The sequence below is a fragment of the Flavisphingomonas formosensis genome, from assembly GCF_009755815.1.
GTDB classification, from domain to species: Bacteria; Pseudomonadota; Alphaproteobacteria; order Sphingomonadales; family Sphingomonadaceae; genus Flavisphingomonas; species Flavisphingomonas formosensis.
This window is the reverse complement of record NZ_WRPK01000005.1, coordinates 490,478-503,530: the sequence shown is the minus strand read 5'-3', so window position 1 is coordinate 503,530 and position 13,053 is coordinate 490,478. Positions and strand designations below refer to the sequence as shown.

Below are 13,053 nucleotides of genomic sequence, written 5' to 3'. Positions count from 1 at the left end.
GCGCATGGTTGCTCCTCCTCATGGTTGTGGCCGCTCGATACGGACCACGTTCTACTATCCGCGAGGAGCAGCCACCCCACCGACTCGGGCACGAGCCCCAATCACCCCATCTGTTTGGAAATGCGCGGAAGCGCGCATTTCGAGGCGGCACCGCCCTCCACCTTCTTTCCAACGATGCTGCGCATCGCCGGAACCTTGGATGGTTCCGCCCTCTCCCCCACCCGGCCTCCCATAGAATACTGCCGTTGGGAGGCCGGGTGGGGGAGAGGGCCGGTGCCGAGCATGCGCCGAAGGCGCATTTCCATACAGACTCTGAAACGGGTCCGCCTGCAGAATCGGTTACGGAGTCAAGAGGGCCGCGATGGTCGCGGCCCTCTTTCGTTGCGTCCCGAGGATCTTCCGTCCGCCGTGATCAATATTTGAAGGTGACGTCCATCAGGTAGCTGCGGCCGTAGCGTTCATAGCGGGCGAGCTGTTGCGGATCGTTGTTCCAGTAGAAGCGCGCAACCTGGTTGGTAAGATTATTGGCCTGCACGCGTACCGAGAAATTGCGGTTGATCGTGTAGGACAGGCTGGCGCCCAGGGTCGTTTCCGCTTCCAGCCGGGTCAACTGCGAGGAATCCCAGCCGTAGATGACGGTGAACGGCGTGTGATGCTTGAGTGCGACGCGGGCGTCGATGCCGTGGTCCGAATAATAGAGATCAAGCTCTCCAGTGAACTTGGCGAGACCCACCGCCGGGAAAGGATTGCTCGACGGCGCGAGCTCCTTGATGTTGGAGTGGACCAGCGCGACGTTCGAATAGATTCCGAAATGATCGAGGCCGGGAATGAAATAGAAGGGGGTCTGGAACGTCGCTTCGAGGCCGGCGATGTTGCCGCCCTTGCCATTGGCGGGCCGGGTGATGGTGTAGGAAGCGCCGTCTATGTCGGCTGCTGCCTGGGTATAGCCGATGTTGGTGCCGACCTTCTTGTAATAGCCGGCAAGCGCGAACAGCGCGTCCTTGTGGAAATACCATTCGAGCGAAAGATCGGCTTGCGAGGCCATGAACGGCTTGAGCTGGGGATTGCCGGCCGATCCCGTATTGGTCGGCGGATAGTAGCTGAGGCTGCGGCTGGCGCGCAGTTCGTCGAGCGGCGGACGGGACATCACGCGGGCGATGCCGGCACGCAGCTTCAGCTTGTCCGAGAGATCGAAATTGAGGTTGAGGCTCGGCAGCGCCCGGAAATAATGATTATTGGCGCTGACCGGCGCGTAGCTGGTGACGTTCGCCTGCAATATGGGATCCCAGCTGGTCGTGCCCTGAAAGGCATTGCTGTGGGTGCTGACGTCGACGAAGCGCACGCCCACATTTCCGGTGAAGCCGTTTCCGCCGAAATCGGCGAGCAGATATCCCTCGAAATCATCCTCGCGGACCCGCCAATATTTCGAGAGATCCTCGATCGGTGCAGCGATATTCAGGGCCAGACCGGCAATCTGCTCGTAATTGCCATACATCAGGTTCGGGACGTTGAAGCCACCGACATTGAATTCGCCGAGCATCGAGGAGGGAATCGAAACGTCGCCGCCGGTATTGGTGGTGACGGCCGACGTGAAGGCCTTGAAGCTCTTCACACGGTTGGAATAGCGCATCCCCGCGCCGAAGCCGGTGAAGAAGCCGTCATGCAGCGTATGATAGACGTCCGCCTGGCCGGCGGCGAGCGAGTCGCGCAGGCGCTGCGGCCCATCGACCAGGCCGGCATAGTAGCTGCGGACCGACTGGATCGAGGGATCGGCCGGATCGATGCTGGTCGACACCGTCGGCACCGACCCGGCGCCGGTGGAGAAGCTGGTGCTTGCGGGATAGACCTCGCTGGCCACCGCGCGCCAGATGTTGTCGCGACGCGCGAGCGAATAGGATCCGTCGAACTTCACCGTCCAGTCGTCGCCGCTATATTTGGCGTTGAGGCCGGTCGCGATCAGATTCTTGTCCTCGGTATAATGGCCGAGCACGTTGGTGACGGACGAATAGTTGTTGAGCGTGCCGGCGACGATGTCATTGCCGACGATGGTGTAATTGCCCGGCTGATAGATATCGCCCGGCCCGCCGATCGTGCCGCCCCAGTCGCCCCAGCCGTTAGAACGGCCGTACCATTGCTGATATTGGCGCTCGTTGATCTTGACGTCGGAATAGAGGAAGTCGGCATTGACGTCCCAATCCCCGCCCGGCTTCCATTCCAGAGCGCCGGTAGTGCTCCAGCGGGTCTCGGTGAGCGCCTTGACCTCGGTCTGCGCGCCCCACGGAGCGTTGATCGGCTTGCCGTCCAGCGTGGGTGGAGAACCGGTATCGACGGTGTTGTACCCCCAGCCCTGGAAGGAGGCGAAGCCATTCTTCTGCTTTTGGTACGAGCCGCCGACCGCGACGGCGAGAGTGTCGGTGAGCTTGGCCACATATTGGCCGCTCTCGCGCGTGCCCCAGCCCCCATAATGGGGAATATCCTTGCCGCCGTCATTGTACAGCGCGCCGCCGCGCACGGTGAGGGCGGGGCCGGTATAATCGAGCGGATGCAGCGTGCGGATGTCGATCGTGGCGGCAACGCCTCCGGCGATCAGATCGGCCGACTGCGATTTGTACACGGTCACCCCCGAGACGATCTCGGACGGATAGATTTCCCAACGGACGTTGCGATCCGGTTCCGACGAGGCGACCTCGCGGCCGTTGACGAGACCCAGCACGAGACGCGGGCCGAGACCGCGCACCACGGCCTGGCTGGCATTGCCGCGATCGCGCGTGGCGGTAATGCCGGGAAGGCGCGCGAGCTCGTCCGCGATGGTCACGTCCGGCAGTACGCCGATATCCTTCGAAGAGATGGTCTCGGTGACGACCGTTGCCGCACGTTTCGCCTTCAGTGCGTCGCGCAGGCTGGCGCGATAGCCCGTGACGACGATGTCGTCGGGCGAGGTGTCGGTCTTTTGAGGCGTGCCGGGCGCCGTTTGCGCCTGGGCGGCCTCGGCCGCGGCGACCAGCGCCAGCAGGCTCGCGACGCCGAGATAGAGACTGGGCCTGGATTTCATCGATGCATCCCCCCGGACGATTACCGTTGCTAATTATCATATAAATACGATTGTTGAGATCTACGTGTCAAGGCCGCGTCGGACGCGTGCGTGCGGCGCATCCGCGCACCGGAGGGGTTGCCGAGATTGAACCACGTCGAAGGCAAATGTTGCAGACTGATCAACATCGCAGCGCGCAAATAGCATCTCCGCGCCGCCAGCGGGCTGCTATGCCAGCACCATGACGCAACCGGCGAGGAGGGTGGCATGAGCGATGTCGGCGAGATCGACCTTGCCGATCCGCGTGCCGTGCGCCGTGCGATTCGCCAGGGCAGCTTCCGCGATTTCACCAACCATGTCGCGCCGGGCTATGTGCAGGGCAATCTCGTCATCCTGCCGCGAGCCTATGCCGAGGATTTCGAAACCTACTGCCGGGCCAACGCGCAGGCATTGCCGATCCTGGGACGATCCGAGCCCGGATCGCCCCATATTCCGGCACTGGCCGAGGATCTCGATCTCAGGACCGATGTCGGTGAATATATGGTCTTCCGCGACGGCGAGCATGTGGCGACGCCGGACGGCATCGGCGATCTCTGGCGGGACGACCTTGTCGCCTTCGTGCTCGGCTGTTCCTTTTCGTTCGAGGCCATGCTGCTCGCGCATGGGGTTCGGCTGCGCCACCTCGACGAGGGCAATGTCTCGGCCATGTATGTCACCGACATCGATACGGTGCCGGTCGGTCCGTTTGCGGGCAAGCTCGTCGTCTCGATGCGTGCGTTGACGCCGTCGGATGCGATCAGCGCGACGATCATTTCGGACCGTTATCCGCAATATCATGGCCGCCCCGTATCGATCGGGCTGCCATCCGCGATCGGCATAACCGATCTTGCGGCTTCCTATGGCGGACACGGGCTGACCCGGCTCGAAGCCGGGGAGATCCCGGTCTTCTGGGCATGCGGCGCAACCGGGCAGATTGCGGCCCGCGCGGCGCGGCTGCCTCTCTGCATCACTCATCACAAGGCGCATATGGTCATCACCGATCTTCCCGTGGTCCCCGCTCATGGCTGAGCTCGATCTGGATCCCATCGTCCGCGACTATCGCGCGAACGGCTATGTCATCGTTCCCGGCCTGCTCTCGCCCGAGGAGGTGAGCGCGCTTCGCGCCGTCACCCAGCGCATCGAAGATGCCGCGGCAGGGTTGAGCGAAGAAACGCCGGTCTATGACTTCGTCACCTCGCCCGAGGGGGAGGTGACGATCGAACGGATCAAGAAACCGCACCGGGCCGACCCCTTCTACTGGTCTCTCGCCGGCCATCCGGGCATCATCGCTGTGCTGAGCGCGCTGATCGGGCCCGACATCCGGCTGAGCCACAGCAAGATCAACATGAAAGCTGCGCGCGGCGGCAGCGCGCTGGAATGGCATCAGGATTGGGCCTTCGCCCCGCACACCCACATGGGCACCTGCGTGGCATCGGTGATGATCGACGAGGCACGGCCGGAAAATGGCGCGATGCAGGTCCTCGCCGGCAGCCACAAGGGGCCGCTGCTCGAGCATCATGGCGAGGACGGCTATTTCATCGGCGCAGTGGATGTCGCCGATCCGGGCGTGGATCTGGGCCAGAGCCGCTCGCTGGTCGGGCCGGCCGGTACCGTCGCCTTCCATCATCCGCTGACCATCCACGGATCGGGCGTGAACCGTTCCGGTGATCCGCGCCGCATCCTCTTCCTCGAATATGCCGCGGCGGATGCCTATCCGCTCTTCTACGCGGTCGACTGGGAAGAATATGAGGGCCGAATGGTCGCTGGATCTTCCGCTCCCTCGATACGCGTCGAGGCCAATCCGGTGAAGCTGCCGCAGCCGTCGCGCGCCGGCAGCTCGATCTACAAGATCCAGGCGGGGCTCAAGTCGCGCTATTTCGCGAAGGCGGGCTGATCATGGCGGAAGGAGCGGCGCCCGTCGCCTTCGTCACCGGTGCGAGCGCGGGTACGGGCCGCGAGATCGCGCTGGCGCTGGCGGGCGCCGGGTATGACGTGGCGTTGGTCGGCCGGCGTACCGAAGCGCTGGAGGCGGTCGCCACAGCCATAGGCGAGCATGGGCGGGATGCGCTGGTCCTGCCGATCGAACTGCGCGATGCGGCGGCGGTCGAGACCGGCATCGATGCGTTTCTCGCCTGGTCGGGCGGGCGCTGCGACGTCGTCGTCAACGCCGCGGGCATACCCGGGCCGCTGTCGCCGGACATAGGCGGCTTCGGCGTCGCGGAATTCGACGCGGTGATCGCCACCAACCTGCGCGCGCCCTTCCTGATCCTCTCGCGGCTGTTGCCCGTGATGCGCGCACGGAAGAGCGGGCGCATCATCAACATCGGCGGCAACCATGGCATGCGCGGGAGGGCGGGCCGCTCGAGCTATTCCAGCTCCAAATGGGGATTGCGCGGGCTCAGCCGCAGCGCGGCGCTGGAGGCCGGCAAGGACAATGTGACGGTCAACTATATCGCGCCGGGCCCGATCGCGGTGCAGCGCATGAAGGACGGCTGGGCGGCACGCGGAGAAGCCGAGGGCGCGAGCGAGGATGCCGTCCGCAAGGATTATGTGGCGGCGATGGGCATAGCGCTCGGCCGAACCAACGAGCCGGCGGACATCGTCGCCACGGTGCTGTTCCTCGTCGGCCCGGGCGGGCGCAACATCACCGGGCAGGAGATCGTGATCGACGGCGGCGTGATCGTCTGATCCGGTGCCTCGCAACGTGCCGAACGCGGGCTCTCACCCGACCAGGCCGATATGGCCGGCCAGGGCGGCGGTGAACGCCTCGGGCGCCTCGACTGCAGAGATATGGCCGGTATCCAGCAGCGACAGGTTCGCACCCTGGATGCCGGCGGCGAGATATTCGCTGTCGGCAGGCGGGGTGGGGATGTCCTCGCGGCCCGTCAGGACGAGCGTCGGCACGGCGATGCGGCCAAGCTGATCCCGGAAATCGCAATCGCGCAACACTGCGCAGCAGCCGGCAAAGCCATGGCTTGGCGTTGTGAGGAAGATCGACCGAAACTTTGCGACCGTTTCCGGCGCGCGAGCGCGGAAGCCGTCCGAGAAGAAGCGCGTCATCGACATGTCGACGAGCGCGGCCATGCCCTGATCGCGCGCGACGTCGATACGCTGCTGCCATCCTTCGGCCGTGCCGAGCCGGGCGGCGGTATCGCAGAGGGTGAGGCTGGCCAACCGCTCCGGCGCGTGGATGCCGAGCCACTGGCCGAGCGTGCCGCCGAGCGAGAGGCCGCACAGATGCACGCGATCGATCGCGAAGGCATCCAATATGGCGAGGGCATCTCCGGCAAGCTGCTCGATGCGATAGTCGCCTTCCGGTGCGTCCGACCGGCCATGGCCACGCGCGTCATAGCGTAGGATGCGAAAGCGCTCGGCGAGCGCCGCCACCTGGTTGTCCCACAGGGTGAGATCGCAGCCGACCGAATGCGCGAAGAGCAGTGCGGGGGCATTCGCGCGGCCTTCGACACGAACGTGAAGGCGGGTTCCGTCCGGTGCGGCGATCATCGGCATGGCGAACTCCTGGGGGTCTCTCCCCCTCATCGCATATCACCGCGCATGCCGCCGTTCGAAATCCGGCACTTGCCCTTCGCCCAATCGGCACCGCCAGCGCCTGGCCATCGCGCTAGGATTGCGCATTTTCTGTCGGAGTATCACGGGATGGAGGGGCATGTGCTGCCGATCGTCGACATTTCGGCGCTGGCCGAGACGGATCGCGAAGCCAGGCGATCGCTTGCGGAGGCGCTGCGTGCCGCCGGGACCGGGAGCGGTTTCTTCTATCTGACCGGTCACGGTCTCGACGAGGCTGCGCTGGGCGCCGTGCTGGACGCGGCACGCAGCCTGTTCTCGCTCGACGAAGCCGCCAAGCGCCGCATCGCCAACAGGGGGCGGCCCGGCGCACCCGGCTATGCCCGCATGGGCGGGCGCACGACGGCGGGCGATCTGCAGGCGCCGCTCAAGGAGGAATATTTCCTGCGACGCGAAGGCGGCGCGGAGCCCAACCTCTGGCCGGACAAGCTCGCGGGCTTTCGGGCCGTCATGCTCGCCCATGTCGAAGCGATGCACGATATCGCGGCGCGCGTGATGCGCGGCATGGCGCTGTCGCTGAATCTTCCGGAGGATCATTTCGACGCCTTCTGCACCGATCCGATCGCGGCCCTGCGCCTGGTGCGCTATGCGCCGGAGGCGGAAGGGGCCGGGCCGCATAATGATTTCGGTGCGCTGACCCTCCTGCTGCAGGATGATGTCGGCGGACTGCAGCTCTTCGATCGCGGCCGGGATCGCTGGATCGACGTCCCGCCGTTCCGTGGCGCGCTGGTCGTCAATGTCGGCGACCTGTTCGAGCGCTGGACCAACGGACTGTATCATTCCTCGCTGCATCGCGTGGCGAACCTGGCCGGGGTCGAGCGCTTCTCCGCGCCTTTCTTTCTCACCGGCGCGGCGAGCCAGCTGATCGAATGCCTGCCCGGCTGTGTCGCACCGGGCGAAGCGCCGCGGCACCCCCCCGTCACGGTTGCCGATCATCTCAACGCGCGGTTCGCGGCGCAGGGCTTCTGAAGGCGAGACACCTCGCATGGCATGGAAAAGGGACCGCCGGCAGAGTTCCGGCGGTCCCTTTTTCTTTTGTGGGCCGGACTATGCCGGCCCACATTTCTCCATGATCAGTAGCGAGCTTGCAGCGTGAGGCCGTAGGTACGAGGACGATAAGATTCGTCATAGTAGAGTGGTGACGTAATCGTATCGTGGTTTCGCGCCAGCGGCGTGGTCTCGTTGGTGAGATTGTTGACGAAGAAGGACGCATCGAACGCGCCGAATTTCGCGCCGACGCGCACCGTCACATAGTCGCTGCTCTTCAGCGGATAGAGGCTTGCATCATAATTATAGGGGACCGCCGGGACGGTGGACCTGACGCCCGTGCCGGTGAAGCTGTAGTCCACTCGGGCATAGCCGTCGACGCTGGTGCTGATCGGCTGGGTCATCTCGGCGAAGGCGGTTGCCGACCAGGGCGGACCGCCGACGCGCTGCCCCTTGGCCCGAACGATCACGCCGGGATTGGCGTCGCTCGGGTCGCCGTCGAAATAGGCGTCCTTGTCGATGGTTGTGTGGTTGTAGCCGAGGCTGCCGCCGATCTGGAAACCCCTGAACGGTTTGAGTGCCACCGAGACGTCGAAGCCCTTGCCCGTGGCGTTGCCCAGATTGCCGATGAAGGTGAAGCCGCAGGTCGGCAGGCGGATCGCCTGCTGCAGCTTTTTCCACTTGATCAGATAGGCGTTGGCATCGACGATGAGCATGCCCCCGAACAGGCTGTTCTTCGAACCGACCTCATAAGACCAGAGCGAGTCGCGCTTGTAGCCGGTCGGGCTGGTCGTGACCTTGAGATTGGCGAGGTCGGTCGCGCAGAAATTGGGATCGACGATCGGCTGAGCGCCGCCAGGGCGGAAGCCCTTGCTGGCCGAAGCGTAGAGCATGTTGTTGTTGTCGACCTGCCAGGTGACGCCGATCTTGGGCGTGAACTGGTTTTCTTTCTGGCTGTTGAGCACCGTCGAGTCTTTGCCGCTGTTGACCGGGCCGGTACGGAAGTTGACGAAATCGAACTTGTTGTGGGTGAACCGTCCGCCCAGCGTGATCTTCACGCCATTGATCGGCTTGATGTCGACATTGGCATAGCCGGCAAATTGACGATCATTGGCATCTATCAGCTCGAATAGATTGTAGCGTCCCAGATATTGAGGATAGCCGCTCGAGATAACGCCGGGGATGCGGCCAGAGGCCGAGTAATAGATCAGGTGCTGCTTGGTTCGCGAGTAATATCCGCCAACCGTCCAGTCGACCAAGCTGTCATCATTATAGGATTGAATGCGCACCTCCTGAATGAAGTTGCGCTGTTGATTGGTCAGATCGGCAAAGGCGTTCGTCGCATCCTTATTGGCATATGTCCCGAATGGACTGCCGCTGCGCAGTGTCGAGAGATAGTTGGCATAATCGAGAATCTGGTGCTGCTTGCGCGAAAAATAGGACGTGTTGGAGATCAATTGCACGCGGCCCAGGTCATAGTTGACCTTGAGCGAGGGTAGGTAGAAGCGGTCGCTCGAAGGTTCGGCGTTGGTGTGGCCGGTCACATAATCGCCTTTGGAGGGATTGCCGTATCCTTCCCAATATTGATTTCGACCATTCGCTTCGATGTTCTGATAATAGATTCCGGGCGTGATAGTCAGATTGTCGATTGGTCTCCAGGAGATCGCCGCTTTTACAGCGTAGGTGTCTTGTGAGTTGATATCCTTGTGAATGACATTGTTCGTACCGGGCGTCACTTCGTCGATATAGCCGCCGTCACGGCGATACCATGCGCTGAACCGCACTGCGATCTTGTCGGTAACCGGTCCGCCGGCGGCGAGGCCCGCTTCATAGCTTGGAGCGCCATGTTCCGTGGTCGAAACTTCGGTACGGCCGTAGACGCTGAAATCGGAAAAGCTCGGTTGCGGCGTGATGAAGCGGACGGCGCCGCCCTCTGCGCCTGCGCCGAACAACGTGCCCTGTGGACCGCGCAAAACCTCGACGCGCTCGAGATCGAAGACACGCGGATAGGGATTGCCCGGAAAATAGCCGACGCTGCGGATCTGGATCGGCGTATCGTCGATGTAGATGGCCGTGGTCGCAGCGCCAACGTCAGACGCGATGTTGCGGATCGAGATGTTCGCTCCGTTGTTGCCGGTGACACCCGACGTGCGCGTGAAGCGCAGGCTCGGCGTCAGGCGTGCGATATCGTCGATCTGGCGGATGCCCTGCGTGTCCATCTTGGCCTGCGAGAAGGTTGCGACAGACAGCGGAACCTTGAGGACATTTTGCTCGCGGCGCTGCGCCGTCACGATGATGTCGCTGGAATCGGCGGCCGGTGCCGCGGCGGCTTCGGCTGCGTCCGCAGCCATGGCCGGCTGCGAAAGCAGCGCAGCGGCGGCGACGCCCGCGGCCAATGCGATTCGACGACAGGAGAAGAGTGTCTGCCCTTCCGTCCGGTGGACGGTATATTCCCTGAAGACAATATTCATCTTTTGAGCTCCCTCGGTATGTGGTGCCCTCGCCTGCGAATATATTATCAATATTGTCGTTGATTATGTTATTGAGGTACGCGTCAGAACAGATTGAAATATTCTCGTTGTTCCCAGTCGGTCACGTGCGCATTGTATCGTGCGACTTCCGATCTCTTTATCATTAGGAAATAATCGACGAAACGATCGCCGAACGCGGTACGAAACAGAGTGCTGCCATCCAGCGCCGTAAGCGCCGCTTCGAGCGTCGTCGGCAGCATCGGCGCTTCGGCCTGATAGGGAGAATCGACGCCGGCCGGCGGCTCCTGGCCAGCCGCGAGGCCGGCGAGGCCGCTCGCGATTTGCGAGGCGAGGTAGAGATAGGGATTGGCGGCCGGCTCGCCCGCGCGATTCTCGATGCGTGCGGCTTGCGGCGACGTTCCGGTGATCACGCGCAACAGCGCACCGCGATTTTCCCGTCCCCAGGCGACGCGGTCGGGCGCCAGCGAATTGGCGCGATAGCGCTTGTAGCCGTTGATCGTGGGCGTCGTGAATGCGGCGGCTTCGCGCGCGCCGGCCAAGAGCCCGGCGAGATAGTGGCGCCCGATCATGGAAAGTTCTGCCCCGCCATCCTCTGCGGCGAAGACGTTGCGGCCGCCGGCCGACAGCGACTGATGCAGGTGCCAGCCGCTCGACATGATGTTGGGCAGCGCCGGCCGGCACATGAAGGTGGCATGATAGCCGTGACGCTGGCAGATCTGCTTCACGGCGCTGCGGAACAATATCATATCGTCGGCGGGCTGCATGCCGATGCCGGCGCGGAACACGAATTCGCACTGGCTCGGGCCGAATTCGAGCTCGATCGAACCGAGCGGCAGGCCAAGCGCGACGATGTCACGGCGCAATATCTCGAGGATGGGCTCCATCTGGTCGAGCCGCTGCTCGGTCAGATAATTATAGCCCTGATGCAGCAGGCTGACTTCAGGCGGATTGCCAGGCTGGCCGGCATCTTCGAGACCGAGCTTGGCATCGACGAGGCGGGTGATGTGGAACTCGACTTCGAGCCCCGAGACGAAATCATGACCCTGCCGCCCCAGCCGGTCGATCATGTCGCGGCAAAGATGGCGTGTCGAGAAAGGAACCTTGCGGCCGTCGGCGAAATAGAGATCGCACAGCATCCACCCCGTGCCGGCGGCCCAGGGCAGGATCTTGAAGGTCAACGGATCCGGCACCATCACGATGTCGGCGCCGCCCTGCAGCTCCGGCATGTCGATACCGGCCCCGGCAGTGAACACCGGGACGACGGTACGGTGCGCGCTGTCCTTGAGGAGCAGGGTGGAGGTGAGCGAAAGGCCGTCGCGCATCGCCGCGGGCAGGGAAAGCGGGAGCACCGCCTTGCCGCGCAGCACACCATGCAGATCGGGGAAGGAGAGGCGGACGATTTCCAGCCCGTCCTTCTCCATGCGGTCGAGAATGTCGGCCGCTGCGTTGCGCTGTGCATCGCTCCAGAGGCCGTGTTTCTCGACGAAGCTCATTGTGCCGGCGCCGCCTCGCTGAGAGTGGACGCCAGCCATGGCGCATTTTCGCGGCGGCGTGCATCGGCGGAACGCCAATATGCTTCCCACTCGCCGGTCGTGCCGATGCCGTCGATCGTCGCGGGACCGGTGATCGCGGCCGCCTGTTCCGCCGTCAGTTCCAGGAAGACCGGCTTGCCTTCCTCCGCCTTCCGGATCTCGCCGAGCAGCATCTTGCGATAGGCGACGATCGCCTTGTCCGTCGTGCCGAGATGCTCGCGGGTGCGATCCTGGATGCGACCCTGGGATTCGACCGCCCATTGATCGTGGACGTTGATGTCGAGCCCCATGCCCGTGAAGGTCTGATCGCGCTGCTCGGCCACATCGTAGCCATATTGGTTGCCGCGGCCGACGCGCGGCCGATAGTCCGGCAGCGTGTAGAGCTCCAGCCGTTGCCGGCGCATCTCGGGCTTGTCGACCGGATCGGTGAAGCTGGTGAAGATGGCGTACCAGTAGCAGCTGACGTCGTCGACCGGCACATGCCACTGGGTGATGGTCATTTCGGACGACATCGGAATGACGAAGGCCTGCGGGAACAGGAGATTGGTCACGCGGACGTGGGTGCGCCGCGCGTCGATCTCACGCAGCGCCGTGATGCGCAGGCCGATCTCGGATTTTTCCACCTCGATCTCGGGGCGGGGGAAATCGCGCAGCACAGCGGTCATCGGAATGTCGCTGTCCGCCGACTCCGCGCGAAACTGCCGGCCATAATTGTCGTTCGGATCCGCATCCTCGAAGAAGCGGTGCAGGAAGCTGGCATGGGCCGGATCGATCCCGACCTCCAAGGCCTGCAGCCAGTTGCACTCCATCAGCCCCTTGAAGGCGAAGACGTGGCTGTCCGGCGCGGCGAAGCAGTCGAGCGCGGGAAGCGCGGGGGGCTCACCCTCGCCGAGATAGGCGAAGATGATGCCGCTGCGCTCGCATACCGGATAGGAACGCAGCGTGATACGATCGCACAGCCGGCTCTTTTCCGGTTCGGCGGGCGTTTCGAGGCACTTGCCGTCGACATCGAACAGCCAGCCGTGGAAGAGGCAGCGCAACCCGCCATTTTCGAGCCGCCCATAAGCCATGTCGGCGCCGCGATGCGGGCAATCGCGATCGATGAGGCCGAGCCGACCCTGCTCGTCCCGGAACAGGACGAAATCGTCGCCGAGCAGCTTGACGGGACGCACGGGGCGTGGACCTTCCAGTTCCACGCTGAGCGCGGCAGGCTGCCAGTAGCGGCGCAGCAGCGCGCCTGCCGGCGTGCCATTGCCCGTCTGGGTGATCAGCCTGTTCTGATCCCGGCTCATCATCGGCGGTAGTGTCCCCCTTTTGCATTTGTTCGACTACCGAACAAATTGACGAAAAAACGATGATTCGTGACGCGTATGACTGTGCGTCATCG

The 13,053-nt window shown here is 63.6% G+C and carries 9 protein-coding genes; 4 read left to right on the top strand and 5 right to left on the bottom strand.

The window, feature by feature from the left end; translation table 11 throughout:
• Nucleotides 1-412 precede the first annotated feature (412 nt).
• Nucleotides 413-3,052: a TonB-dependent receptor gene (locus tag GQY20_RS16805; protein WP_157218247.1), complete on the bottom strand. Its 2,640-nt coding sequence runs from the start codon at nucleotides 3,050-3,052 to the stop codon at nucleotides 413-415.
• Between the two features lie 246 nt (nucleotides 3,053-3,298).
• Here GQY20_RS16805 and GQY20_RS16800 point away from each other — a divergent pair, with 246 nt between their 5' ends.
• From GQY20_RS16800 to GQY20_RS16790, 3 genes are read left to right on the top strand one after another with little or no spacing between them, the layout of a single operon-like run.
• Nucleotides 3,299-4,099 (top strand): putative hydro-lyase, encoded by an 801-nt coding sequence (locus tag GQY20_RS16800; protein WP_157218246.1) that lies wholly within the window; start codon nucleotides 3,299-3,301, stop codon nucleotides 4,097-4,099.
• Nucleotides 4,092-4,964: a phytanoyl-CoA dioxygenase family protein gene (locus tag GQY20_RS16795; RefSeq protein ID WP_157218245.1), complete on the top strand. Its 873-nt coding sequence runs from the start codon at nucleotides 4,092-4,094 to the stop codon at nucleotides 4,962-4,964. Before GQY20_RS16800 ends, GQY20_RS16795 begins: the two co-directional genes overlap by 8 nt.
• A 2-nt stretch (nucleotides 4,965-4,966) precedes the next feature.
• The gene (locus tag GQY20_RS16790; RefSeq protein WP_157218244.1) at nucleotides 4,967-5,758 is read left to right on the top strand and encodes an SDR family NAD(P)-dependent oxidoreductase; all 792 of its coding nucleotides are present in this window, start codon (nucleotides 4,967-4,969) and stop codon (nucleotides 5,756-5,758) included.
• A 33-nt stretch (nucleotides 5,759-5,791) separates the two neighbouring features.
• On the opposite strand, the gene pcaD is transcribed toward GQY20_RS16790, so the two are convergent.
• A complete protein-coding gene (pcaD, locus tag GQY20_RS16785) occupies nucleotides 5,792-6,580 on the bottom strand; it encodes a 3-oxoadipate enol-lactonase (protein WP_198351012.1) in 789 nt (262 codons plus the stop codon).
• Nucleotides 6,581-6,739: 159 nt separating this feature from the next.
• On the opposite strand from pcaD, the gene GQY20_RS16780 reads away from it, so the two are divergent.
• Nucleotides 6,740-7,624 (top strand): isopenicillin N synthase family dioxygenase, encoded by an 885-nt coding sequence (locus tag GQY20_RS16780; RefSeq protein ID WP_198351011.1) that lies wholly within the window; start codon nucleotides 6,740-6,742, stop codon nucleotides 7,622-7,624.
• A gap of 104 nt (nucleotides 7,625-7,728) precedes the next feature.
• Here GQY20_RS16780 and GQY20_RS16775 read toward each other — a convergent pair whose 3' ends face one another.
• The 3 genes from GQY20_RS16775 to GQY20_RS16765 form a co-directional block, all read right to left on the bottom strand.
• The gene (locus GQY20_RS16775; RefSeq protein ID WP_157218242.1) at nucleotides 7,729-10,113 is read right to left on the bottom strand and encodes a TonB-dependent receptor; all 2,385 of its coding nucleotides are present in this window, start codon (nucleotides 10,111-10,113) and stop codon (nucleotides 7,729-7,731) included.
• Nucleotides 10,114-10,196: 83 nt separating this feature from the next.
• On the bottom strand, nucleotides 10,197-11,627 hold the full coding sequence (locus GQY20_RS16770; protein WP_157218241.1) for a glutamine synthetase family protein: 1,431 nt from the start codon (nucleotides 11,625-11,627) through the stop codon (nucleotides 10,197-10,199).
• Nucleotides 11,624-12,961 carry an aromatic ring-hydroxylating dioxygenase subunit alpha gene (locus tag GQY20_RS16765; protein WP_157218240.1) on the bottom strand — a complete coding sequence of 446 codons (1,338 nt, stop codon included), beginning with the start codon at nucleotides 12,959-12,961 and terminating at the stop codon, nucleotides 11,624-11,626. Before GQY20_RS16765 ends, GQY20_RS16770 begins: the two co-directional genes overlap by 4 nt.
• Between the last annotated feature and the right edge of the window lie 92 nt (nucleotides 12,962-13,053).

Coding starts and splice junctions, on each gene's coding strand:
- GQY20_RS16805 (WP_157218247.1), bottom strand. CDS start 3,052: ATGAAATCCAGGCCCAGTCTCTATCTCGGCGTCGCGAGCCTGCTGGCG.
- GQY20_RS16800 (WP_157218246.1), top strand. CDS start 3,299: ATGAGCGATGTCGGCGAGATCGACCTTGCCGATCCGCGTGCCGTGCGC.
- GQY20_RS16795 (WP_157218245.1), top strand. CDS start 4,092: ATGGCTGAGCTCGATCTGGATCCCATCGTCCGCGACTATCGCGCGAAC.
- GQY20_RS16790 (WP_157218244.1), top strand. CDS start 4,967: ATGGCGGAAGGAGCGGCGCCCGTCGCCTTCGTCACCGGTGCGAGCGCG.
- pcaD (WP_198351012.1), bottom strand. CDS start 6,580: ATGCCGATGATCGCCGCACCGGACGGAACCCGCCTTCACGTTCGTGTC.
- GQY20_RS16775 (WP_157218242.1), bottom strand. CDS start 10,113: ATGAATATTGTCTTCAGGGAATATACCGTCCACCGGACGGAAGGGCAG.
- GQY20_RS16770 (WP_157218241.1), bottom strand. CDS start 11,627: ATGAGCTTCGTCGAGAAACACGGCCTCTGGAGCGATGCACAGCGCAAC.
- GQY20_RS16765 (WP_157218240.1), bottom strand. CDS start 12,961: ATGATGAGCCGGGATCAGAACAGGCTGATCACCCAGACGGGCAATGGC.